The sequence below is a fragment of the Pseudomonas sp. S60 genome, assembly GCF_016647865.1.
GTDB classification, from domain to species: Bacteria; Pseudomonadota; Gammaproteobacteria; order Pseudomonadales; family Pseudomonadaceae; genus Aquipseudomonas; species Aquipseudomonas parafulva.
Genome location: NZ_JACVVH010000030.1, coordinates 12,937 through 36,593 on the forward strand (window position 1 = coordinate 12,937; position 23,657 = coordinate 36,593).

Below are 23,657 nucleotides of genomic sequence, written 5' to 3' on the forward strand. Positions count from 1 at the left end.
AAATTGCTACGGATTATCGAGAAATCCGATAGCAATTGTTACGAGCCGTTATTAAGGAAACGTTAACGGAAGGCGTTGAATTACGGCTGCCAGCGCCGGCCCATCGCCGCTCACGGGCGATGGCACCGGCGCTGACTGCAGGTCAGCCCGCTTTGGCCTGGGTATCAGTCACTGCTTTCTTCGCAGGTGCTGCCTTGGCGGGGGCTTTTTTGGCGTCAGCAGGCTTGTGGGCCGGCTTGTGTGCAGGGGTGTGCTTGGCGGGCGCCGGCTTGCTTGCGGCAGGCTTGGCCGCAGCAGGCTTGGCCGCAGCAGGCTTGGCAGGCGCGGGCTTGGCCACCGGTGCGGGGGCCGCCGGCTGCGCGGGGGCAGGTGCTGGCGCAGGCGCATGCGCAGGGGCTGGAGCCGGCGCTGGCGCTACCTCATCCGCCTTGGCAGCTGGCTCGGGCGCTTTGTCGCCACCGCCAAACAGCCGCGAGAAGAAGCCTGGCTTGCCCTGCTCGGCCTTGTCAGCAGGTTTTGCGTCTGCCTTGGCCGGCGCCTTGTCCGCTGCATCGGCCTTGTCGGAGGAGCCACCGAACAGGTTGGAGAAGAACCCACCCTTGCCCTGCTTGGCTGCAGCAGCCCCGGCAGCCGCCGTCGCGGCCACTGGCGCAGCCTTGACCGGGTCGAACGACTTGCCGGCCAACAGGTCCTGCACCTGGCTGGCGGCCCGCTGGCCGCTGCGCAGGGCACCTTCCAGGGTGCCTGGGTACAGCGCATCGGTATGCTCACCGGCAAACGCCACGCGCTGCACCGGGCGCTCCCACAGCCGCCAATACTTGCTGATCTGGCCTGGGCCATAGGCCAGGTACGCGCCGCCGGTACCCACATCTGCGCTGTAGCGCTTCACTTCGTACCCGGTAAAGGCGCCACGGGCCTGCGGGTAGAAGGCATGCAGGCGGATCAGCACCTGGTCGGCCATCTGCTTGTCGCCGAAGGCCTGCAACAGGCGGGCATTGTCACCCGACAGGTTGATCACCACGTTGGCACCGCCTTTCAGGGCCGGCTCGATCCACAGCATGCCAAGGCCAGTGTTGCTGTAGATTTCGCCCGACATGCGCGCGCGGCTTTCCCATACCGGCTTCTTGAATTTGAGCATCAGCTGGTCGCGCCAGCCGTAGTTGGTGCCCTTGATCGCCGCCAGGTGTTGGTTGTCCAGGCCGGGGGTCATCTGGATCTTGGCCAAGGCACGCAGCGGCACGGCCATCACCAGGTAGTCGGCACGGTAGCCCACGCTGCCCACCTTCACGGTGACGCCGTCCTTGTCCTGCACGATGGCGGTGACTGGCGAGCTGGTCTTGATGGTTTTCAGTTGCTTGACGAAAGCCTGGGCCAGTACCGGGCTGCCGCCTGGCAGGCGTGCCGCGCGCAGGTCGCGGTCGCTCACATCACGGTACACGCGGTTCTGCTGGGCGAAGTACAGCAGCGACAGGCGCGACGGCTCGTCGTAACGGGTACGGATCTGCTGGTTGACCAGCTGGCGGGCGGTGGCGGGCAACTGCAGCTTGTCCAGCCAGGAAGACACGGTGATCTGGTCCAGGGCGAACAGCGTGCTGGTCGCCTGTGGCTTCAGCGGGTCGTCGATGGAGCGCGCCAGGTCATCGACGGTTTTTTCGTAGCGCTTGAGCGCCTCGGCGGTGGCCGGCTGCTTCACGGCGAGGTCGGCGGCACTGAAATATTCGCCATCGATCAGGTAGCCAGGGGTACGGACAAACTCGGGCGCGGGCAACGTGTCGAGCTTGAAGCGGTCCAGGTACTGGTTCAGTACCGGCTGCGCCTTGGTATTGCCGATCCATTCGCTGGTGGCCAGGCCCGAGCGCCCGCCCATGCCAGGCTTGGCTTCCAGCACAGTCACCTGCCAGCCTTTGTTCTGCAACTCGTAAGCGGCCGTGAGGCCCGCCATACCGCCGCCCACCACAATCGCCGTGGGCGTCTTGTCACTCGCCAGCGCGGCGCCGCTGGACACACCAATCAATACCAGCGCGCACAGGCGCACCCAAGCAGCAGCCATATCGGCAAACTCCGAGTCAGGGGTTACAAAAAACGGGGAGAGGCGGAATGCCCCGAGAGAGGCGCTAGAATACGTCAGCGCCGCAAGGCCTGCCAGCGTAGTGATATCAAGTGCTTCAGGTAAATCACTTTTTCTGCCGGGTTGTCCTGCACCGCGCCTTTGCTTAGGCTTACCCGCCGAACCACGCCGCAAACCAGGAGAAGTGCCCATGGGCCTCAACGATCAGTGGATGCAACGCGACCTCAAGGTGTTGTGGCACCCCTGCACGCAGATGAAAGACCACGAGCACCTGCCCCTGATACCGATCAAACGCGGCGAAGGCGTATGGCTGGAAGACTTCGAGGGCAAGCGCTACCTGGATGCGGTAAGCAGTTGGTGGGTGAACGTGTTCGGCCACGCCAACCCGCGTATCAACCAGCGCATCAAGGACCAGGTGGACCAGCTGGAGCATGTGATTCTGGCGGGCTTCAGCCATCAGCCGGTGATCGAGCTGTCGGAGCGCCTGGTGGCCATGACCCCGGCCGGGCTCGACCGGGTGTTCTACGGTGACAACGGTTCGTCGTGCATCGAAGTGGCGCTGAAGATGAGCTTCCATTACTGGCAGAACGTCGGCAAACCGGACAAAAAGCGCTTCGTCACCCTCACCAACAGCTACCACGGCGAGACCATTGCCGCCATGTCGGTAGGTGATGTGCCGCTGTTCACCGAAACCTACAAGGCCTTGTTGCTCGATACTCTCAAAGTGCCGAGCCCCGATTGCTACCTGCGCCCCGAGGGCGTCAGTTGGGAAGAACACTCCCGCACTCTGTTCGCCGTCATGGAACAGACCCTGGCCGAGCACCACGCCACCATCAGCGCGGTGATCATCGAGCCGCTGATCCAGGGCGCGGGCGGCATGCGCATGTACCACCCGGTGTACCTCAAACTGCTGCGCGAAGCCTGCGACCGCTACGACGTGCACCTGATCCATGACGAGATCGCCGTCGGCTTTGGCCGCACCGGCAGCATGTTCGCGTGTGAACAGGCCGGCATCCGCCCCGACTTCCTGTGCCTGTCCAAGGCCCTGACCGGCGGTTACCTGCCGCTGGCTGCCTGCCTGACCACCGACAAGGTGTACCAGGCGTTCTACGACGACTACTCGACCCTGCGCGCGTTCCTGCACTCGCACAGCTACACCGGCAACCCGCTGGCCTGTGCAGCGGCCCTGGCCACCCTGGATATCTTCGAACAGGACAACGTGATCGAAGCCAACAAGCCCCTGGCCAAGCGCATGGCCACGGCCACGGCGCACCTCGCCGACCACAAGCATGTGGCGGAGATACGCCAGACCGGCATGGCGCTGGCCATCGAGATGGTCCAGGACAAGGCCGGCAAGGTCGCCTACCCGTGGCAGCAGCGCCGTGGCCTGAAGGTGTTCGAGCATGCACTGACCCGCGGCGCCCTGCTGCGCCCGTTGGGCAGCGTGGTGTACTTCCTGCCACCGTACGTGATCACGCCAGAGCAGATCGACTTCCTGGCGGAAGTGGCCAGCGAAGGCATCGACATTGCCACCCGCGACAGCGTCAGCGTTGCCGTACCGAGCAACTTCCACCCCGACTTCCGCGACCCCGGCTGACAGCGCTCGGGGGCGATGCCCTCGTTCGCCACCCGCCCTGTGCCCCTTTCATCAGAGCCTGACCCATGAGATTGTCCCGCTTCTTCATCGACGCCCCCCTGAGCATCGGCGAGCACGACCTGCCCGAAGCCCAGGCCCACTACATTGGCCGCGTACTGCGCATGGCCCCCGGCGATGCCGTGCAATTGTTCGATGGCAGCGGCCAGGAGTACCGCGGGCAGCTGCTGGAAGTGGGCAAGAAGACCGTGCGTGTCACCCTGGACCAGGCCGTTGCAGGCCAGGCCGACTCCCCCTTGCAGGTTCACCTGGGCCAGGGCCTGTCACGGGGCGAACGCATGGACTGGGCGATCCAGAAGGCCACCGAACTGGGTGTCAGCCAGATCACACCGATTGTCAGCGAACGCTGCGAAGTGCGCCTTAAGGACGAACGCGCCGACAAGCGCCTGGCCCACTGGCGCCAGGTGGCGATCAGCGCCTGCGAGCAATGCGGGCGCTCCACGCTACCTGTCATTCACCCCCCTCAGACGCTTTCAGAGTGGCTGGCCAACACCGCAGCCGACCTCAAGCTGGTGTTGCACCCGGTGGCCGAGCCACTCGCAAGCCATGCCAGGCCCGCTACCCTGGCCTTCCTGATCGGCCCAGAGGGCGGCCTGAACGACCACGAAGTCGAGCAGGCAAAGGCGGCCGGTTTCCAGGCCGCACGCCTTGGGCCGCGTGTGCTGCGCACCGAAACCGCGCCGGTGGTGGCACTGGCCGTGGCGCAGCAACTGTGGGGCGACTTCTAACGCACGTAGAACGAAATCGCCACGAAGTGCATGAGGCTGCCGGCGATCACGAACAGGTGCCAGATGCCGTGCCAGTGACGGAAGCGCCGGTCGAAGGCGAAGAAGATGATACCCACGGTATAGAACACCCCGCCTGCGGCCAGCCAGGCAAACCCGGCGCTGCCCAGCGTATGCAGCAGCGGGTTGACAGCCACTAGCACGATCCAGCCCATCACCGCGTAAATGATGATGGACAGTACCCGCGCTTCGGAGCGTGGCTTGATCTCCTGCAGCATGCCCAGCACGGCCAGCCCCCACACCACGCCAAACAGGCTCCAGCCCCAGGGGCCACGCAGGCTCACTAGGCAGAACGGTGTGTAACTGCCGGCAATCAGCAGGTAGATGGACAGGTGATCGAGCTTGCGCATGATCACCTTCGCCCGCCCACGGGTGCTGTGGTAAAGGGTGGAGATGCTGTACAGCAGCAGCAGCGTGCCGCCGTAGATCGAGAAGCCGACGATCTTCCATGGGTCGCCTTGCAGCCCCGCGCTGACGATCAGCCAGATGGCACCGATACAGGCCAGAACCGCACCCACCAGGTGGGTCCAGGCATTGAAACGTTCACCGTAATACATGTGCTAGAAGACCTTTCATCAAGCGGCAAGTTTCATGCGCCAAGCGGGTCGCTCAGTCATCCAGGCTACTGGACTGGCCTAGCTTGCCGCTGCGCTGGGCATCACGCACCAGGCGCTCCAGCCCTACCAGGTCGGGTACCCGGGCAACCTGGTCGCCCACCTGCACGGCTGCAAGTTCCAGCGGGCTCAACGGTACATCCACGTAGTTGAGCTGGCTGTCGAGCTTGCACGAACGCGGAATGTCCTGCAGCAGCAATGCCAGGTAGCGCAGGCCGGTGTCGCCCAAAGCATTGAGCACCACCACGCGCGCACGGTCGCCACATGGGGTCTCGGTGCCGCATGCGGCCTCGAAGCCAATCAGCGGCAGCCGCTGCTGACGCCAGTCCACCCAGCCCAGGTGCCAGGGCGGGTCGCCACGCTGGCACACCAGGTTGCGCTGCCCGCTCAGTTCCGCCACCGCCACGTTGGGCAGCACCAGGGTGCGGTCACCCAGGGTCAGCAGCAGGCCAGTCAGGCTGCTGCGCTGCCCGGCGATCAGTTCAAGCATGGGGCTGGCTCCAGTGGGCAATGCTTTGCAGCAGCAGCGACTCCTGATACGGCTTGCCCAGGTACTCGTTGACGCCGATGGCCATGGCACGGTCGCGGTGCTTTTGGCCGGTGCGTGAGGTGATCATGATGATGGGCAATTGTTGCATGCGTTCGTCACGGCGAATGCGGGTGGCCACCTCGAAACCGTCCATGCGCGGCATTTCGATGTCCAGCAGCAGCACGTCGGGGCGATGCTCTTCAAGCAGGGCCATGGCGTCCACCCCATCCTTGGCGGTGATCACACTCATGCCATGGCGCTCGAGCAGGCGGCTGGTGACCTTGCGCACGGTCACCGAGTCGTCCACCACCATCACCAGCAAGGCCTTGCGCGGTGCCGGGCCCAGCAACTGCAACTGCGGTACGCCACCCGGCAACCGCGCCAGGCGCCGCTGCTGGCCGCGCAACTGGCCAAGCAGGTCCAGAATCAGCACCACCCTGCCATCGCCCAGCAATGTCGCCCCGGAAAGGCCGGCGACCGCAGCAAACTGCGGCCCCAGGCTCTTGACCACGATCTCGCGGCTGGGCGACAGGCTGTCGACCTGGATCGCGAACGACTGCTCCTGGGAATGCACCAGCAGCACCGGCAACGGCACGCTCTGCCCCAGCAGGGCCGGGCGTGCACCGCCCTGCAGCAGTTCACCCAGGTAACGCAGCTGGTACTCGTGGCCGGCGTACACATACTGTGGCGGTTCTTGCTCGTAGCACGCGGCCAGCTCGGCGGGCGGTACGCGCACGATGCCCTCGATGGTATTGAGCGGGATGGCGTACTGCTCATCGCCCAAATGCACCATCAGCGCACGGTTGATCGACACGGTGAACGGCAGGCGGATCAAAAACCGCGCGCCCTTGCCCGGCGCCGACTCGATACTCATCGAGCCACCCAGTTGCTTGACCTCCTCGTGCACCACATCCATGCCCAGCCCGCGCCCGGAAATCTGCGTGATTTTCTCGGCAGTGGAAAAACCGGGCCGCAGGATGAACTGCAGGATCTCGTGGTCGCTCAACTGTGCCTGCGGGTCGAGCAGGCCACGTTTGATCGCCTTGAGTCGTACGGCTTCCAAGGGTACGCCGGCGCCGTCATCGGTCATCTCGATGACAATGTCGGCGCCTTCGTGCAGCAGGTTCAGGTGAATGGTGCCCTGCTCAGGCTTGCCGGCTGCCAGGCGGGCTGCCCGGCTTTCCAGGCCGTGGTCCACGGCATTGCGCAGCATGTGCTCCAGCGGCGCCACCATGCGTTCGAGCACGCTGCGGTCCAGTTCACCCTCGGCATTGCCCACCACCAGTTCCACATGCTTGCCCAGCTCGCTCGCCACCTGCCGCACCACCCGCTGCAAGCGCGGCACCAGGCGCTCGAACGGCACCATCAGGGTGGCGGTGAGGCCCTCCTGCAACTGGCTGTTCACGCGCGCCTGCTGCTGCAACAGCCCGTAGGCTTCCTGGGCACGCTGGGCCATGGTTTCCTTGAGGTCGAGCAAGTCGGAGGCGGATTCGAACAAGGCCCGGGACAGCTGCTGCAACTGCGAATGGCGGTCCATTTCCAGCGGGTCGAAGTCGTCATAGATGTCGCTTTCAATCTGCTGACGGCTGGAAATACGCCCCTGGGTTTCGATATCCAGCCGCAACAGCTGGTCGCGCATACGCTCCAGGGTGGTTTCCATTTCGTTGAGGGTGAACTGGGCATCGTTCACTTGCTGCTCGATACGCCCACGAATGACGGAGTGCTCACCGGCCAGGTTGCCCAGGTCGTCCAGCAGCTCGGCATCGACCTTGACCATGTCGCCCGGCGCGCGCTCCGGGGCAAGCGCGGGCACCTCGCTGCTCAACGCTTCAACAGGCCCCTGGCGCGCTGCGTTATCGGCCAGGGCGGCACCGCTGAAATTGCGGATGTAATCGATCAGTGCCGTGGCGGCATGCAGCGGCTGGCCAAGGCGCACGGCATCGAGCATCTGCGCCAGGCGATCATGGCAATTTTGCAACAGGGCGAACAATGCCCCGCCAGGTGGCAGGCGCCCTGCGGCCAGCAGCTCGTACAGAAACTCCAGTTCATGGGCCAGGTCACCGATGGGGCCGATCTCGACCATGCGCGCAACGCCCTTGAGGGTGTGCAGGTCGCGCATCAGGTTGTCCACCTCGGCGGTGTTGCGCGGGTCCGCCTGCCAGCGGGCCAGTGCGGCGGCGGCACTCTCGACGATATCCGAGCTTTCTTCGAGAAATACCTCGAGCAACTCTTCGCCGGGGTTATCCGGGCCCTGAGGCGGCAACTGCGATGGCTCAGCCAGTGCCGGCGCAGGCACCTGCCCAAGGCCGAGGGTATCGCTCAAATCCATGTCCGGGTGCAACGGGGTGACCGTGTCCAGGCCGACCAGGCCGGTAGCACCCGGCGCCAGGCCTTCACCCAGCAGGTCACGCAGGCTTTGCACCAGCTCCAGGCGGGCGACCACGTCCTGGCCGGCCGCCAGTTCGTCCAGCATGTCGAGCAACGCTTCGTGGGCCTGGTGCGCCTGGGCGAAGAAGCGCGGGTCGGCCGGCAGGCTGCCCTCCTCCACGGCGCCGTACAGGTCGAGCAGCGCCTCGCACACCTCGTCCACCTGCCACAGGTCGGCCTGGTGCGCGGCATGGCCAAGCTGGGTCATTTCGTCCAGCAGGGTTTCGAGCCCGTCTCGCTGGCCGGGCTGTTGCTGCCAGCCAGACAACAGCGCTTCGGCATCCATCAGGCTGTCCATGGCCTGGCTAAGAAACGCGGCCACCGCCTGCGGGTCACGGGCACGTCGCCGCGTGGTCGGCAAGCTGGCGTGGGCGCCAGCCAGGCGTTCGTCCACCGCTACGCCCACCTGCTCGATCAGCGCGGTAGCGCCCGGCAAGGGTGCCAGGGGGCTGCTGCCCAGTTGCGCCAGGGCCTGCAGAAACAGGCCGTGGGCCGCGTGCAGCCATTCAACCTCGGCGGCCTGCAGGGGCAATTGGTGGCCTTTGTATTCACGTACAAGCCGGTCGAAAGCCGTGGCCAGCTCGGCCACGGGCATCACCCCGGCCATGGCAGCGCTGCCCTTGAGCGTATGCAAGGCCCGCTGCAAGGCATCGCTGACCGGCACCTCGGGGCCCACTGCGCTGTGAAGAAAACTTTCAATGCTGGCCAAGTGGCCCTGGGCTTCGCTGCGGAAGACCTCCAGCAACTGCGGGTCCAGCCCATCGACCTTGGCCGCTCCGGCAGCCTTGCCTTCAGCCAGGGCGTGCAGGCGCCCGGCCAACTGCTCGATCTCGGTCAGTTGCGGCAACTGGCCTGCAGCAAAGTCGGCCAGCAGGTCCGGCAGGTGAACGAACGCCTGCTGCATCGCCAGCTGGCTGTCCGGCCCCAGCACGCCACGGCCTTCCAGTACGCGGTTGAGCAGGTGCTCGGCCCCCCAGGCCAGCTCTGCAACTGCCTCGGCATGCACCATGCGGCCGCTGCCCTTGAGCGTGTGCAACGCCCGGCGCATGTCCAGCAAGGCTTGCCGCTGCTGGTTGTCGGCGCGCCAGCGCAGCCAGTGCCGCTCTATTTCCGGCAGCAGTTCACCGGCTTCTTCAAGAAACACCTCGCGCAGCTCATCGTCCACGCCATCGCCGTCAACACGGCCAACAGGGGCATCCTGGGCTTGCTTGCAGTGCACACCCAGCGCGGCCAGGCTGGCGCGCGCCATGTCGATGAAGGGCTGGCCGTCGGCCAGGGGGTCGGCCACGCGCCATTGCAGGTAGCCCTCGGCAGCGCTCAGGGCATCGGCCAGCTGGGCCAGATCGTCGGCAGGGGGCTCGGCCTCCAGGTGCTGCAACCAGCCTTGCACGTAGCTGGCGCTGCCTTCGAACAGTTCGGCGGCGGCCGGCAACATCAGCATCGCCAAGGCGCCCCGCACCTGCTGCAGCAACCCCGGCAGGGCCTGCAGGCGCTGCCGCGGCCAACCCGATTCCAGGCAATCACCGATCAGGTCCTTGGCCTGCTGCAGCACGTTCAGCGACTCTTCAAACACCACCTGACGGATCTCGGCCAGGTCTGAACCTGGCAGGCCGCCGTGGCCGCTTTCTTCCAGGGGCCCGACCATGCCGTTCAGGCTGGCCTCGACATACAGCAACGCGCCGGCCACATCCATCAACACACTGTCGTCCGCCGCTTGCCCGCCCTGGGCCAGGCCCTGCAACGCCAGCACCTGGTCGATGATCACCCGCCGAGGCTGCTGAAAGCCCAGCACGGCCAGGGTATCGGCAACGTGGCGCAGCGGCGCCAGCAACCCGTCGAGCTGTTCGCTGTGCTCACGGTCGCTGCGCACGAACTGGTCCAGGCGCTCCTTGATGCGCATCAGGTCGTCACACAGCGCGCTTACCACCGAACGCAGCGCATCGCGCCCCGGCCCGGCCTGCACCTGGTCGCGCCAGTTAGCCAGCGACAGGTCGAGGTTGGCGAGGTCGTCTGGCCCGGCGAACCGCTGCGCGGCGCCGCCGATCAGGCTACCTTGGGCCACAGGCTCGGCGCCCCGGCAGGCGCGCAGCTGGTTGAGCAGCGGTAACATCACCAACGGCAGGTCGTGGCGCGCACCCCGTAGCCGCTCCAGGTACGACGGCAGTTGCTCCAGGCCGCGGAACAACACACCCAGGCAGTCCCCGCGTGGGCTGACCTGGCCGTCGGCAAGCGCCCTGGCGAGCAGCTCCAGCTCTTCGGCCAGGCGGGTTGCACCGGGCAGTTCGAGCATGTGCAGGCAGCCATGCACCTGGTGCAGGTTGTCCACCACAAAGGCCATCATGGACAGGTCGCCGGGTTCGCCGGCAAAGCGTTCCAGCGCCTGGCGTGCCTGCCCCAGGCAGTCAAGCAGGGCAGGCTTGGCCCAAGCCAGCGCTACCGTATCGTGGCGGGCCGGGCTTGCAGCAGCACCAGACATGGGCATGGGCATCCTCACTGGGGCTCGGCAGGCGGCGGCAGCGTGAAGCCCGACACCGACCGGCGCATTTCGCTGGCCATGCGCGCCAGGTGGCGGATGCTGTCGGCGGTCGCACCGGAGCCTGCGGAGGTTTGCGCGGTAATCTGCTGGATCACCGCCATGGTATGGGATATCTGCCCGGCCGAAGACGTCTGCAACTGGGCTGCGTCGGAGATGCTGTGGATAAGGTCGGCGAGGTTCTGCGACACGCCTTCGATCTCGGCCAGCGCCACCCCGGCGTCCTGGGCCAGGCGGGCACCGCGCACCACCTCGGCAGTGGTCTGCTCCATGGAGATGACAGCTTCGTTGGTGTCGGCCTGGATGGTGCGCACCAGGGCCTCGATCTGCCGGGTGGCCGAAGAGGAGCGTTCGGCCAGGCGCTGCACCTCGTCGGCGACCACGGCAAACCCGCGCCCGGCCTCGCCGGCGAGGGAAGCCTGAATGGCCGCGTTGAGGGCCAGGATGTTGGTCTGGTCGGCAATGTCGTCGATCAGGCTGACGATGTCGCCAATTTCCTGGGAGGACTCACCCAGGCGCTTGATGCGCTTGGCCGTGTCCTGGATCTGCTCACGGATGTTGTTCATGCCGTCGATGGTGTTGTGCACCACCTCGTTGCCCTTGTTGGCGATGGCCACCGAGCGCTCGGCGACCTTGGCCGACTCGTAGGCATGGGCCGACACCCGGTCGATGGATTCGACCATGTCGCCTACCGCCTCGGACGCTTCGCTGATCTGCTCGGCCTGCTGCTCGGAGGCCTTGGCCAGCTGCCGTGCGGTGTTCTGGGTATCCTGCACCGCCGCTGCCACCTGTACCGCGCTGTGGTTGATGGTAGCGACCAGGTCGCGCAGCTGGTCCACGGAGTAGTTGATCGAGTCGGCAATGGCGCCGGTGAAGTCCTCGGTTACCGAGACGGTCACGGTGAGATCGCCGTCAGCCAGTTCCTCGATTTCGTCCAGCAGGCGCATGATCGCCTGCTGGTTGCGTTCGTTCTTTTCAGCCGTCTCGCGCAGCTGCCGGTTGGTGGTGCGCACCATCACCAGGCCGATGAGGATGATCGACGCCAGCGCCAGCAGGCCCAGGGCATAACCGCCAACGGTATCCAGGGTACGGCCGCTGGCCAGGTTCTCGAACCCGTTGGCCAGGTGCGAAGCTTCGTCCAGCAGGGTTTGCGACAGGCTGAAGATATTGCCGGCAGCCTCACGCACCTTGAACAGCTCAGGCGAGGTTTCAAGAATTTCGTCCACCGAGCCTGCCACGAACTGGAACAGTTCGGCGATATCGGCCAGGCGGGCACGGGCATCGGCATCCTCGACCCGGGTCACATCGATGCTGGCATCGCCTTTGAGCATGCCCTCGAGCACCTGACCGAAGCGGCCGGCATCGCGGCCGAACGCGTCCGCCGCCTGGGCTGCAGCGTCGTCACCGGCAAGCACCGTGTTCACCGAACCCAATATACGCTCGGCCAGCAGCAACTGGCGCTGGGCAACGGCAACCTGGCTGGCAGGCGCGCCGCTTTTCAGCAGGATTTCGACCACCTTCTCGTACTCCACCTGCAACTGGGGCACCGTTTCGGCAAGCGTTGCCGCCACCTGGTGCAACGACAGCACGGTCTGCTCGCTGGCCAGGATGGTGTCGGTGCTCTTGCGCAGGTTTTCCCAGTCGTCACGCACCGCCTCCATTTCGTCGCGCACCTTGGGTGGCGCCGGCGGGAGCCCGGTAGCCTTGTCGCCGTGGCGCAGGTAGCCCCAGCGCCGCTCGAAGTCGTTGCGCGCGTCGGACAGCAAGCGGAACGCCAGCGCCTTGCCGGTCGCCGCTTCGGTCGCATTCTTGGCAATGCGCTGGGACAGCACCCGCAGCTCGCCTGCATGGCCGATGTACTGTTTGTCGTAGTTGGACTGGGTGTTGAGGTAGGCGAAATTGGCGAACAGCAGGATGATCGACAGGATCAGGATCAGGAACAGCACGGTGATCTGCGCGATGCTGCGCGTGCGGGGCGTCACGGTGGTGGCGGTGACCGGGGTAGCTGGGTTGTTCACGTTCGCACGTCCTATAACGCCACATCGAGAAAGCCCGGCGCCTGGGCCAGGGCGAAGGGGCTGAAGATTGCCCAGTCACGTGCGCGGTGAAAATGCCCTTGCACGAAGGGGGCGGCCGTTTCGGCCAGGGGGAACGGCGGCGCCAGTTGCAGGCTGTCCAGGGCAAAGTGCTGCAGGCCGAGTACCTCGTCCACCAGCAGGCCGACGAACAGGTCTTCATGGTCCAGCACCAGCACGCGCCGCTGCTTGCCCGCCGTAGCGTGGCCCAACCCCAGAAAGCGGCCCAGGTCCATCACCGGCAACAGCCGGCCGCGCAGGTTGGCCACGCCGCACACCCACGGCTGCACCCCCGGCACGCGGCTGCTGCGGGGCTCGCGCAGCACTTCGGCCACTTCACCCATGGGCGCCACGAACCACTGCCCAGCGATGCGAAAACCGATGCCGCTCCATTGCTGCAGGCGGGTGCCTTGGGCGGGCTGGTCGGCGACCAGCAGGCGGCAACGCCGGTCGATGTCCAGCAACAGCTCGAAGGCGGTCAGCGACGCGCCCTGCGGGCGGGTGGTCAAGCGCCCAGCACTTCTTGAAGCTTGGCGATCAGCGCATCCTCTTCCACCGGTTTTATCAGGAAGTCGCGGGCGCCCTGCCGGGTTGCCCAGATGCGGTCGGTTTCCTGGTCCTTGGTGGTCACCACGATCACCGGAATGTCGCGGGTTACCGGGTCCTTGCTGAGCTGGCGGGTCGCCTGGAAGCCGTTCATGCCGGGCATGACGATGTCCATCAGCACCGCGTCGGGCTTGTCCTGCCTGGCCAAGGCCACGCCGTCGGCACCATTGTTGGCCTTGAGCACTTGGTGGCCGTGTTTTTCAAGCCACTCGGTCAAGCGGTACATCTCTGTCGGCGAGTCGTCGACAATCAGAACTCGGGCCATGCTGGCTCCCCATCAGAAAAATAAGACCGTGCCATGGCTGGGCGCGGTCAGGGTGCGTGTTGTGGGTCTGTGGCAGGTTGCTCCACGGCGAACCCGGGCACGTGGGCACGGATTGCCTCGAGCAGTTCGTCCTTGCTGAACGGCTTGGTCAGGAACTGATCGGACCCGACCACCCGGCCGCGGGCCTTGTCGAACAGGCCGTCGCGGGACGACAGCAAGATGACCGGGACGTCCTTGAAGGTACTGTTGTGCTTGATCACGGCGCAGGTCTGGTAGCCGTCCAGCCGTGGCATCAGCACGTCGACGAAGATGATGTCCGGCCGGTGATCGACGATCTTGGCCATGGCGTCGAAACCATCGCTGGCGGTAATCACCTCGCAGCCCACCTCGCCGAGCAACATCTGCGCGGTGCGGCGGATCGTGCGCGAATCGTCGATCACCATCACCTTCAGGGGTTGTTCCATAAACGCCTACCCGTGGGAATTAGCTGCAAGTTGCACGCGTGCGCCACGACAATGGCGGCCCGGAGCAGGGATGCTCGTCGCTTGAGGCTTGTAGCTCAAGGCTTGCAGCTGCATTTTTAGCACAGTACGCAGCCCCGTTCCATCTGCCATGCCCCTTGACCGGCGGCGTCGGCAGCGCCACCCTGAGCCACTTTTCTTTCGATCCATCGCGGCAGCGTGCCGCCAAGAGGAACCACCCCATGAGCGTTCGCCTCGGCATTGTCATGGACCCCATCGCGTCCATCTCCTACAAAAAGGACAGTTCGCTGGCCATGCTGCTGGCTGCCCAGGCGCGCGGCTGGAGCTTGTTCTACATGGAACAGCCCGACCTTTACCTGGGTGCCGGCCAGGCCCGCGCGCAGATGCGCCCGCTGAAGGTATTCGCCGACCCGTCCCGCTGGTTCGAGCTGGGCGATGAGCAGGACAGCGCCCTGGCCGACCTGGACGTGATCCTGATGCGCAAGGACCCGCCCTTCGACATGGAGTTCGTCTACAGCACCTACCTGCTGGAGCAGGCCGAGCGTGAAGGCGTGCTGGTGGTCAACCGCCCGCAGAGCCTGCGCGACTGCAACGAGAAACTGTTCGCCACCCAGTTCCCGCAGTGCATGGCGCCAACCCTGGTAAGCCGGCGCGCCGACATTCTGCGTCAGTTCGCCGCCACCCATGGCGACGTGATCCTCAAACCGCTCGATGGCATGGGCGGCGCTTCGGTGTTCCGCCACCGCCAGGGCGACCCGAACCTGTCGGTGATCCTCGAAACCCTGACCCAGCACGGTGCCCAGCAGATCATGGCGCAGGCCTACCTGCCGCAGATCGTCGATGGCGACAAGCGCATCCTGATGATCGATGGCGAGCCGGTGCCTTATTGCCTGGCACGCATCCCGGCCAGTGGTGAAACCCGGGGGAACCTGGCTGCCGGCGGGCGTGGCGAGGCGCGCCCGCTGACCGAGCGCGACCGCTGGATCGCGGCCCAGGTGGGCCCGGTGCTGCGTGAAAAGGGCCTGCTGTTCGTGGGCCTGGACGTGATTGGCGACTCGCTCACCGAAATCAACGTCACCAGCCCTACCTGCATTCGCGAAATCGACGCGGCCTACAACACCGACATCGGCGGCCAGCTGATGGACGCCATTGATCGCCAGCTCAAGGCCCGCTGACCGCGGGCACGAAGTACAAGCGCCGAGTGCGGTATGATGCGCAGCCGCTCGCCGGGAGCCACTCACCTGCACAGGCGTGGCTCAAGCTTGACGCTGACCGTGGATAACCGATGACGCTGCCCGCTGACATCCCTGCCGACCTGCTGCCGCCGCGCGTACGCCCGGTGGACCGCCTGGGCTTTACCCTGTTCCTGGCTGCGCTCGTGCACCTGGCGTTGATCCTTGGCGTGGGTTTCAGCGTGGTCAAGCCCGCCCAGGTCAGCCACACCATGGATATCACCCTGGCCACCTTCAAAAGCGAAAAGCCGCCGCAAAAGGCGGATTTCCAGGCCCAGGACAACCAGCAGGGCAGCGGTACGCTGGACAAGAAAGCAGTGCCCAAGACCACCGAACTTGCGCCCTTCCAGGACAGCAAGATCAACAAGATCACCCCGCCCCCGGCCGCCAGGCCGGAAGTGGCGCCACCGCCCAAGCCGCAAAAATCTGCAGTGGCCACCAAGGCCGCCAAGCCGCAGAAGGTCGAGCCCAAGCCCAAGGAAAGCAAACCCCAGCCCAAGGCAGCGCCGGCTCCGGCGTTCGACAGTTCGCAGTTGTCCAGCCAGATCGCCAGCCTGGAGGCGGAGCTGGCCAACGAACAGCAGCTGTATGCCAAACGCCCGCGCATTCACCGGCTCAATGCTGCCTCCACCATGCGCGACAAGGGCGCCTGGTACAAGGAGGAGTGGCGCAAGAAAGTGGAACGGGTGGGCAACCTCAACTACCCCGACGAAGCGCGTCGGCAGCAGATCTACGGCAACCTGCGCATGATGGTTTCGATCAACCGCGACGGCTCGCTGTACGAGGTGCTGGTGCTTGAATCGTCCGGGCAGCCCGTGCTCGACCAGGCCGCGCAGCGCATCGTGCGCCTGGCGGCACCGTTTGCGCCGTTTACCGGGGACCTGGCTGAATACGACCGGCTTGAGATTATCCGCACCTGGCGCTTTGCTAGAGGGGACCGGCTTTCCAGTAATTGATGCCTGAGCCAGGCGCAGATTATCTAGCAGTTTTGCCAGTTGTGGCTGCAGCCAAAGCGACGTGCAATTGCGGTACATCCAACCGCGAGGAATTACACGCCATGAACAGCCCATTGCCCCTAAATAAACTCCAAGAGCAATTCAAAGAAAACGTGCAGCGCTTTTGGGCAGATTTAACAAAAGCCGAAGGCCACTCCCCCAGCGCCGACATCCTCACGGAGACTGTAAAAACGCAGGTTCGCTTGAAGCGAGGCGATAAGATAATCCAGTACACGTCTGCCAAAGGCGCATTTCATGCATTGGCATCCGATAAAACGGCACTGCTGACCTGTGTCTACGATGACCAATTGCCTGTCAACAAGGAAGGTGATTTGCCAGCATTGCAAATACTTTTCCGTAACCTTCGATCAGGGCGTGCTGACGTCACCACTTCGCCCAATGCCGACATCATGGTAGCGCTCGGCTGGGGACAGTGGTTTCGAGAGAAGTACGGCTTCGCATTCGTGTACTTCGATCAAGCGCAGCAAGGCACCGCCGACGTAAAGTTTGAACCCAGCGAAGACAACATCGGTGACAGCCGTAAATCAATCATCAAAGTTTCCGCGACTTTCGACTTGGTGGGTCACCCCTCTAAGGAAAAGGTGTCAATTGACGTGAACGCGGAGGGCAAATTGATTTTTATTAACGAATGATTACAGGCATGCGCAGGTCGAAACCAGGTGCTGCCTCTTCACGGCAGCACCTTGCCAGCCTCGCTGCCTGGCGCCACACTACCCCCCATGAAGACCCTCACGCCGAGCTACCTCAAGCACCAGTTCCTGATCGCCATGCCGCACATGGCCGACCCGAACTTCGCCCAGACCCTCACGTACATCGTCGAGCACAACGCCCATGGCGCCATGGGGCTTGTGGTGAACCGGCCGCAGGAGCTGAACCTGGCCGACATCCTCGAGCAGTTGCGCCCGGATGAAGTGCCCGCAGCCAGCACCCTGCAGGTGCCCATTTACCAAGGCGGGCCGGTGCAGACCGACCGTGGGTTCGTGCTGCACACCAGCGAGTGCACCTACCAGGCCACTGTCGAGCTGGAGGGCGTTTCGCTGTCCACCTCCCAGGATGTGCTGTTTGCCATCGCCGAGGGCGTGGGCCCGCAAAAAAGCCTGATCACCCTGGGTTATGCCGGCTGGGAAGCAGGCCAACTGGAGGCCGAGCTGGCCGACAACGCCTGGCTCAACTGCCCGTTCGACCCGGAAATCATCTTTGGCCTGGCCAGCGACCTGCGCCTTGAAGCGGCCGCTGCCAGCCTGGGCATCAACCTGCACCTGCTCACCAGCCAGGCGGGGCACGCCTGATGGCCGAGCAGCCTGCCGAACCCCGCCTGCTGCTGGGTTTCGACTACGGCAGCAAGCAGATTGGCGTTGCAGTGGGCCAGGTCGTTACCGGCCAGGCCCGCGAACTGTGCACCCTGAAAGCGCAGAACGGTGTGCCGGACTGGGCGCAGGTAGAACGCCTGATCGCCGAGTGGAAACCTGATGCCATCGTCGTCGGCCTGCCCCTGAACATGGACGGCACCCCCAGCGAAATGAGCGCTCGCGCCGAGAAATTCGCCCGCCGCCTCAATGGCCGTTTCAACCTGCCCGTGCATACCCACGACGAGCGCCTGACCACCTTCGAAGCCAAAGGTGAACGCATGGCCCGGGGCGGCCAGCGCGGCAGCTACCGCGACAACCCGGTCGATGCCATTGCCGCTGCGCTGCTGCTGCAGGGCTGGCTGGAGGCCAATACCTGATCACTTCTGCTGCCGGCCACCCACCGGCGCACCCTTGCGAGGAGCCTGTTATGAGCCTACCCGATCCCGCCGCGCTGATTCGGCAGATGGCGGTCGACCTGCGTGCCCATCTGGCACGCCGCGGCATCACCGAGCCGCGCTATATCGGTATCCGTACGGGCGGCGTCTGGGTTGCCCAAGCCCTGCAGGAAGCCATGGGCGACGCCAGCCCCATGGGTGCCCTGGACGTTTCGTTCTACCGCGATGATTTCAGCCAGAACGGCCTGCACCCGCAGGTACGCCCCTCCGAGCTGCCGTTCGAGGTCGAGGGCCAGCACCTGGTGCTGGTGGATGACGTGCTGATGAGCGGCCGCACCATCCGCGCCGCCCTGAACGAACTGTTCGACTACGGCCGCCCGGCCAGCGTTACCCTGGTCTGCCTGCTGGACCTGGATGCCGGCGAGTTGCCCATTCGCCCGAATGTGCTGGGTGCCACCCTGTCACTGGCGGCCCATGAACGGGTAAAATTGTCCGGACCCGCACCGCTCGCCCTCGAGCGCCAGGACCTTGCCCCCGCTTCCGCCCTTTAAGAGTCCCCCGCGATGACGCCAATCGACGCCAAGCGCCCGCTGCAGCTCAATGATCAGGGCCAGCTGCGCCACTTTCTCTCGCTCGACGGTTTGCCCCGCGAACTGCTCACCGAAATCCTCGACACCGCCGACTCCTTCCTCGAAGTGGGCGCCCGGGCGGTGAAAAAAGTCCCGCTGCTGCGCGGCAAGACCGTGTGCAACGTGTTCTTCGAAAACTCCACCCGTACCCGCACCACCTTCGAACTGGCGGCCCAGCGCCTGTCGGCCGACGTGATCAGCCTGAATGTGTCGACCTCCTCGACCAGCAAGGGCGAAACCCTGTTCGACACCTTGCGCAACCTGGAGGCCATGGCCGCCGACATGTTCGTGGTGCGCCATTCCGACTCTGGCGCTGCGCACTTCATCGCCGAACACGTGTGCCCGGAAGTTGCCGTGATCAACGGTGGCGACGGTCGCCATGCGCACCCGACCCAGGGCATGCTCGACATGCTCACCATCCGTCGGCACAAGGGCAGCTTCGAGAACCTGTCGGTGGCCATCGTCGGCGACATCCTGCACTCGCGCGTGGCCCGCTCCGACATGCTGGCGCTCAAGGCGCTGGGTTGCCCGGACATCCGCGTGATCGGCCCGAAAACCCTGATCCCCATCGGTATCGAGCAGTACGGCGTCAAGGTTTATACCGACCTCGCCGAAGGCCTGAAGGATGTGGACGTGGTGATCATGCTGCGCCTGCAGCGTGAGCGCATGGCCGGTGGCCTGCTGCCCAGCGAAGGCGAGTTCTACCGCCTGTTCGGCCTGACCACCGCACGCCTGGCCGGCGCCAAACCCGACGCCATCGTCATGCACCCCGGGCCGATCAACCGTGGCGTGGAGATCGAGTCGGCAGTGGCCGACGGCAAGCATTCGGTGATTCTGAACCAGGTTACCTACGGCATCGCCGTGCGCATGGCCGTGCTGTCCATGGCAATGAGCGGGCAAAACGCCCAACGTCAATACGACCAGGAGAACGCCCAGTGACCCTCAGCATTCTCGGCGCACGGGTCATCGACCCTGTCAGTGGCCTGGACCAGGTCACCGACCTGCACCTGGACGGTGGCCGCATCGCCGCCATTGGCGCAGCACCGGCCGGCTTCACCGCCAGCCGCACGATCCAGGCCGATGGCCTGGTCGCCGCACCGGGCCTTGTCGACCTGGGCGTGTCTCTGCGCGAGCCGGGCTACAGCCGCAAGGGCACCATCGCCAGTGAAACCCGGGCCGCCGTGGCTGGCGGCGTCACCAGCCTGTGCTGCCCGCCGCAAACCAAGCCGGTACTGGACACCTCGGCCGTGACCGAGCTGATCCTGGACCGTGCCCGGGAAGCGGCCAACAGCAAGGTGTACCCTATCGGTGCCCTGACCAAGGGTCTGGAAGGCGAGCAACTGGCCGAACTGGTCGCGCTGCGCGACACCGGCTGCGTGGCGTTCGGCAACGGCCTGAAGGAAATCCCCAACAACCGCACCCTGGCGCGGGCGCTGGAATATGCCGCCACGTTCGACCTGACCGTGGTGTTCCACTCCCAGGACCGCGACCTGGCCCAGGGCGGGCTGGCCCACGAAGGCGCCATGGCCAGTTTCCTTGGCTTGCCGGGTATCCCGGAAACCGCCGAAACCGTGGCCCTGGCGCGCAACCTGTTGCTGGTGGAGCAGACCGGTGTGCGTGCCCACTTCACCCAGATCACCAGCGCCCGTGGCGCACGCCTGATCGCCCAGGCTCAAGGCCTGGGGCTGCCGGTGACCGCCGATGTGGCGCTTTACCAGCTGATCCTTACCGACGAATCGCTGCGCGAGTTTTCCAGCCTCTACCACGTGCAGCCACCGCTGCGCACCGCTGCCGACCGCGATGGCCTGCGCGAGGCGGTAAAGGCCGGGGTGATCCAGGCGATTTCCAGCCATCACCAGCCCCATGAGCGTGATGCCAAGCTGGCGCCGTTCGGTGCCACAGAGCCCGGCATCAGCAGCGTAGAGCTGTTGCTGCCGCTGGCCATGACCCTGGTACAGGACGGCCTGCTCGACCTGCCGACCCTGCTGGCACGCCTGAGCAGCGGCCCGGCGGCGGCCATGCGCCTGCCGGCCGGGCAGTTGCAGGTTGGGGCTGCAGCCGACCTGGTGCTGTTCGACCCGCAAGCCTCCACCTTGGCCGGTGAGCAGTGGTACTCCCGTGGCCAGAACTGCCCGTTCATCGGCCACTGCCTGCCAGGCGCGGTGCGTTACACGTTGGTCGACGGCCATATCTGCCACGAAGCCTGAACAGCAGCCGCAAGCTGCAAGCCATAAGTGGCAAGCTGCAAGCTGCAAGAAAAAGCCGGCACGGCGCCGAACCGCTTTTTCTTGCCGCTTGCCGCTTAAAGCTTGAAGCTCAGCCAACCCACCCCCATATGAGTCTGCATCAGGCACTTTCGCCCCGCTGCGTGGAGACTCTCCCTTGACCACCATCGTTTCTGTTCGCCGTAATGGCAAAGTCGTCATGGGCGGCGACGGCCAGGTATCGCTCGGCAATACCGTGATGAAAGGCAACGCCAAGAAGGTGCGCCGCCTGTACCACGGCCAGGTCATCGCAGGCTTCGCCGGTGCCACCGCCGATGCCTTCACCCTGTTCGAGCGCTTCGAAGGCCAGCTGGAAAAACACCAAGGCCACCTGATACGCGCCGCCGTCGAGCTGGCCAAGGAATGGCGTACCGACCGCTCGTTGAGCCGCCTGGAAGCCATGCTGGCTGTGGCCAACAAGGACGCCTCGCTGATCATCACCGGCAATGGTGATGTGGTCGAGCCCGAAGATGGCCTGATCGCCATGGGTTCCGGCGGTGCCTACGCCCAGGCTGCAGCCCGCGCCCTGCTGAACAAGACCGACCTCTCGGCGCGTGAAATCGCCGAAACCGCCTTGAATATCGCCGGTGACATCTGCGTGTTCACCAACCACAACCTGACCATCGAGGAGCAGGACCTGGCCGAGTGATCAGCTGTTCTGGCGCCCTGCCCCGGTGGCAGGGCTTTTCCACGCTGATCCCATTCGCCCGAGGACCGTACCCATCATGTCCATGACCCCCCGCGAAATCGTCCACGAACTCAACCGCCACATCATCGGCCAGGACGACGCCAAGCGCGCCGTGGCCATTGCCCTGCGCAACCGCTGGCGGCGCATGCAACTGCCTGCCGAACTGCGCGCCGAGGTAACGCCCAAGAACATCCTGATGATTGGCCCAACCGGTGTCGGCAAAACCGAAATCGCCCGCCGCCTGGCCAAGCTGGCCAATGCGCCGTTCATCAAGGTCGAAGCCACCAAGTTCACCGAAGTGGGCTACGTTGGCCGCGACGTGGAGTCCATCATCCGTGACCTGGCCGATGCCGCGCTGAAAATGCTGCGCGAGCAGGAGATCATTCGCGTACGCCACCGTGCCGAAGACGCCGCCGAAGACCGCATTCTCGATGTCTTGCTGCCGCAGGCGCGCCCTGGCAGCTTCAGCGAGGAAGCCGCACAGACCAGCAACGATTCCAACACCCGCCAGCTGTTCCGCAAGCGCCTGCGCGAAGGCCAGCTGGACGACAAGGAAATCGAGATCGAAGTGGCTGACGCCGTCGGTGTCGAAATTGCTGCACCACCCGGCATGGAAGAAATGACCAATCAGCTGCAGAGCCTGTTCGCCAACATGGGCAAAGGCAAGCGCAAGACCCGCAAGCTGAAGGTGAAAGAAGCGCTGAAAATGGTCCGCGACGAAGAAGCGGGCCGCCTGGTCAACGAAGAAGAGCTCAAGGCCAAGGCCCTGGAAGCTGTCGAACAACACGGCATCGTGTTCATCGACGAAATCGACAAAGTGGCCAAGCGTGGCCACGTAGGCGGTGCTGATGTATCCCGCGAGGGCGTGCAGCGCGACCTGCTACCGCTGATCGAAGGCTGCACGGTCAATACCAAGCTGGGCATGGTCAAGACTGACCATATCCTGTTCATCGCCTCGGGCGCGTTCCACCTGAGCAAGCCGAGCGACCTGGTGCCGGAGCTGCAAGGCCGCCTGCCGATCCGTGTGGAACTCAAGGCGCTGACCCCGGAAGACTTCGAACGCATCCTGCGCGAACCACACGCCTCGCTGACCGAGCAGTACCAGGCGCTGCTCAAGACCGAGGGGCTGAACATCGAGTTCGTCGCCGACGGCATCAAGCGCCTGGCCGAGATCGCCTACCAGGTCAATGAAAAGACCGAAAACATCGGTGCCCGCCGCCTGCATACCCTGCTCGAACGCCTGCTGGAGGAAGTTTCGTTCAGCGCCGGCGACCTGGCCAGCACCCATGACGAAGCGCCGATCCTGATCGATGCCGCCTACGTGAACGGCCACCTCGGCGAACTGGCACAAAACGAAGACCTCTCCCGCTACATCCTCTGAAGCGGCAAGCGGTAAGCTGCAAGCGACAAGCTGATCTGCGCTCAGAGCTGCTAGTGGTTAGCTGCAAGCGACAAGCTGAGATGCGTCGCTTGCAGCGGCTGTTTTCTTCAGGTCGATAACGGATGGCTTGAATATCACCGCTCGAAGCTTGTAGCTTGAAGCTTGCCACTTGAAGCTCAAAAAGAGAGATGTTATGGCTCGCATGCCTACCGCCATCAACCTGCATAAAGCCTCGAAAACCCTCAGCCTTACCTACGGGCCTGACGAGGTTTATCACCTGCCTGCCGAATTTTTGCGCGTGCACTCGCCTTCGGCCGAGGTGCAGGGGCATGGCAACCCTATCCTGCAATTCGGCAAGATCAATGTCGGCCTCAGTGGCCTGGAGCCTGCCGGGCAGTATGCCCTGAAGCTCACGTTCGACGACGGCCACGACAGCGGCCTGTTCACCTGGGAATACCTGGAGCAACTGTGCCTGCGCCAGCAAGCGCTGTGGGCCGAGTACCTCGACGAACTGCACAGGGCCGGCAAGTCCCGCGACCCCGCCGAGTCCGTCGTCAAGATCATGCTCTAGGCTGCACCTCCCAGCCTTTTCTGCGCACCCTCCCTACTCATCTGCTTGACTGTAATGCAGGCCGCCCGGTGCAGGGCTGTCTTGCGCATTACAT

At 64.7% G+C, this 23,657-nt stretch carries 21 protein-coding genes; 13 read left to right on the top strand and 8 right to left on the bottom strand.

Annotated elements, in window-relative coordinates:
* Positions 1–142 precede the first annotated feature (142 nt).
* Positions 143–2,050: a flavin monoamine oxidase family protein gene (locus tag IAE33_RS15955; protein ID WP_201164231.1), complete on the bottom strand. Its 1,908-nt coding sequence runs from the start codon at positions 2,048–2,050 to the stop codon at positions 143–145.
* Positions 2,051–2,258: 208 nt separating this feature from the next.
* Here IAE33_RS15955 and IAE33_RS15960 point away from each other — a divergent pair, with 208 nt between their 5' ends.
* Both IAE33_RS15960 and IAE33_RS15965 read left to right on the top strand, forming a co-directional pair.
* Complete coding sequence (locus IAE33_RS15960) at positions 2,259–3,665, top strand: adenosylmethionine--8-amino-7-oxononanoate transaminase (RefSeq protein WP_028631916.1); 1,407 nt, start codon at positions 2,259–2,261, stop codon at positions 3,663–3,665.
* Positions 3,666–3,730: 65 nt separating this feature from the next.
* Positions 3,731–4,450 carry a 16S rRNA (uracil(1498)-N(3))-methyltransferase gene (locus IAE33_RS15965; RefSeq protein ID WP_201164232.1) on the top strand — a complete coding sequence of 240 codons (720 nt, stop codon included), beginning with the start codon at positions 3,731–3,733 and terminating at the stop codon, positions 4,448–4,450.
* On the opposite strand, the gene trhA is transcribed toward IAE33_RS15965, so the two are convergent.
* The 7 genes from trhA to IAE33_RS16000 are packed head-to-tail and all read right to left on the bottom strand — an operon-like array spanning position 4,447 to position 14,020.
* Positions 4,447–5,064 carry a PAQR family membrane homeostasis protein TrhA gene (gene trhA / locus IAE33_RS15970; protein WP_201164233.1) on the bottom strand — a complete coding sequence of 206 codons (618 nt, stop codon included), beginning with the start codon at positions 5,062–5,064 and terminating at the stop codon, positions 4,447–4,449. The genes IAE33_RS15965 and trhA overlap by 4 nt on opposite strands.
* A gap of 52 nt (positions 5,065–5,116) precedes the next feature.
* Positions 5,117–5,611, bottom strand: a complete 495-nt coding sequence (locus IAE33_RS15975) for a chemotaxis protein CheW (RefSeq protein WP_201164234.1) — start codon at positions 5,609–5,611, stop codon at positions 5,117–5,119.
* On the bottom strand, positions 5,604–10,553 hold the full coding sequence (locus IAE33_RS15980; protein WP_201164262.1) for a hybrid sensor histidine kinase/response regulator: 4,950 nt from the start codon (positions 10,551–10,553) through the stop codon (positions 5,604–5,606). Before IAE33_RS15980 ends, IAE33_RS15975 begins: the two co-directional genes overlap by 8 nt.
* Positions 10,554–10,567: 14 nt before the next feature.
* Positions 10,568–12,592 carry a methyl-accepting chemotaxis protein gene (locus IAE33_RS15985; protein ID WP_328804884.1) on the bottom strand — a complete coding sequence of 675 codons (2,025 nt, stop codon included), beginning with the start codon at positions 12,590–12,592 and terminating at the stop codon, positions 10,568–10,570.
* A 47-nt stretch (positions 12,593–12,639) separates the two neighbouring features.
* Positions 12,640–13,194 (bottom strand): chemotaxis protein CheW, encoded by a 555-nt coding sequence (locus tag IAE33_RS15990; protein WP_028631922.1) that lies wholly within the window; start codon positions 13,192–13,194, stop codon positions 12,640–12,642.
* A complete protein-coding gene (pilH, locus tag IAE33_RS15995) occupies positions 13,191–13,556 on the bottom strand; it encodes a twitching motility response regulator PilH (RefSeq protein ID WP_028631923.1) in 366 nt (121 codons plus the stop codon). Before pilH ends, IAE33_RS15990 begins: the two co-directional genes overlap by 4 nt.
* A gap of 47 nt (positions 13,557–13,603) precedes the next feature.
* Complete coding sequence (locus tag IAE33_RS16000) at positions 13,604–14,020, bottom strand: response regulator (RefSeq protein ID WP_028631924.1); 417 nt, start codon at positions 14,018–14,020, stop codon at positions 13,604–13,606.
* Between the two features lie 239 nt (positions 14,021–14,259).
* On the opposite strand from IAE33_RS16000, the gene gshB reads away from it, so the two are divergent.
* The 11 genes from gshB to IAE33_RS16055 all read left to right on the top strand — a co-directional run bounded on the left by gshB (position 14,260) and on the right by IAE33_RS16055 (position 23,563).
* Entirely contained in the window at positions 14,260–15,213 is a 954-nt protein-coding gene (gshB, locus tag IAE33_RS16005) for a glutathione synthase (protein WP_201164236.1), read from the top strand.
* A 110-nt stretch (positions 15,214–15,323) separates the two neighbouring features.
* Positions 15,324–16,226 carry an energy transducer TonB gene (locus IAE33_RS16010; protein WP_201164237.1) on the top strand — a complete coding sequence of 301 codons (903 nt, stop codon included), beginning with the start codon at positions 15,324–15,326 and terminating at the stop codon, positions 16,224–16,226.
* Positions 16,227–16,327: 101 nt separating this feature from the next.
* On the top strand, positions 16,328–16,918 hold the full coding sequence (locus IAE33_RS16015) for a hypothetical protein (protein WP_201164238.1): 591 nt from the start codon (positions 16,328–16,330) through the stop codon (positions 16,916–16,918).
* Positions 16,919–17,005: 87 nt separating this feature from the next.
* On the top strand, positions 17,006–17,575 hold the full coding sequence (locus IAE33_RS16020) for a YqgE/AlgH family protein (RefSeq protein ID WP_028631928.1): 570 nt from the start codon (positions 17,006–17,008) through the stop codon (positions 17,573–17,575).
* A complete protein-coding gene (gene ruvX / locus IAE33_RS16025; protein WP_028631929.1) occupies positions 17,575–18,012 on the top strand; it encodes a Holliday junction resolvase RuvX in 438 nt (145 codons plus the stop codon). Before IAE33_RS16020 ends, ruvX begins: the two co-directional genes overlap by 1 nt.
* A 50-nt stretch (positions 18,013–18,062) precedes the next feature.
* The gene (pyrR, locus tag IAE33_RS16030) at positions 18,063–18,581 is read left to right on the top strand and encodes a bifunctional pyr operon transcriptional regulator/uracil phosphoribosyltransferase PyrR (RefSeq protein WP_028631930.1); all 519 of its coding nucleotides are present in this window, start codon (positions 18,063–18,065) and stop codon (positions 18,579–18,581) included.
* 12 nt (positions 18,582–18,593) lie between these two features.
* Positions 18,594–19,598, top strand: a complete 1,005-nt coding sequence (locus IAE33_RS16035) for an aspartate carbamoyltransferase catalytic subunit (RefSeq protein WP_060480747.1) — start codon at positions 18,594–18,596, stop codon at positions 19,596–19,598.
* Positions 19,595–20,866 (top strand): dihydroorotase, encoded by a 1,272-nt coding sequence (locus IAE33_RS16040; RefSeq protein ID WP_201164239.1) that lies wholly within the window; start codon positions 19,595–19,597, stop codon positions 20,864–20,866. Before IAE33_RS16035 ends, IAE33_RS16040 begins: the two co-directional genes overlap by 4 nt.
* 175 nt (positions 20,867–21,041) lie before the next feature.
* Positions 21,042–21,572: an ATP-dependent protease subunit HslV gene (gene hslV, locus IAE33_RS16045; RefSeq protein ID WP_023533032.1), complete on the top strand. Its 531-nt coding sequence runs from the start codon at positions 21,042–21,044 to the stop codon at positions 21,570–21,572.
* A gap of 76 nt (positions 21,573–21,648) precedes the next feature.
* Positions 21,649–22,992 carry an ATP-dependent protease ATPase subunit HslU gene (gene hslU / locus IAE33_RS16050; protein ID WP_201164240.1) on the top strand — a complete coding sequence of 448 codons (1,344 nt, stop codon included), beginning with the start codon at positions 21,649–21,651 and terminating at the stop codon, positions 22,990–22,992.
* A 193-nt stretch (positions 22,993–23,185) separates the two neighbouring features.
* A complete protein-coding gene (locus tag IAE33_RS16055) occupies positions 23,186–23,563 on the top strand; it encodes a gamma-butyrobetaine hydroxylase-like domain-containing protein (RefSeq protein ID WP_028631934.1) in 378 nt (125 codons plus the stop codon).
* Positions 23,564–23,657: the final 94 nt, after the last annotated feature.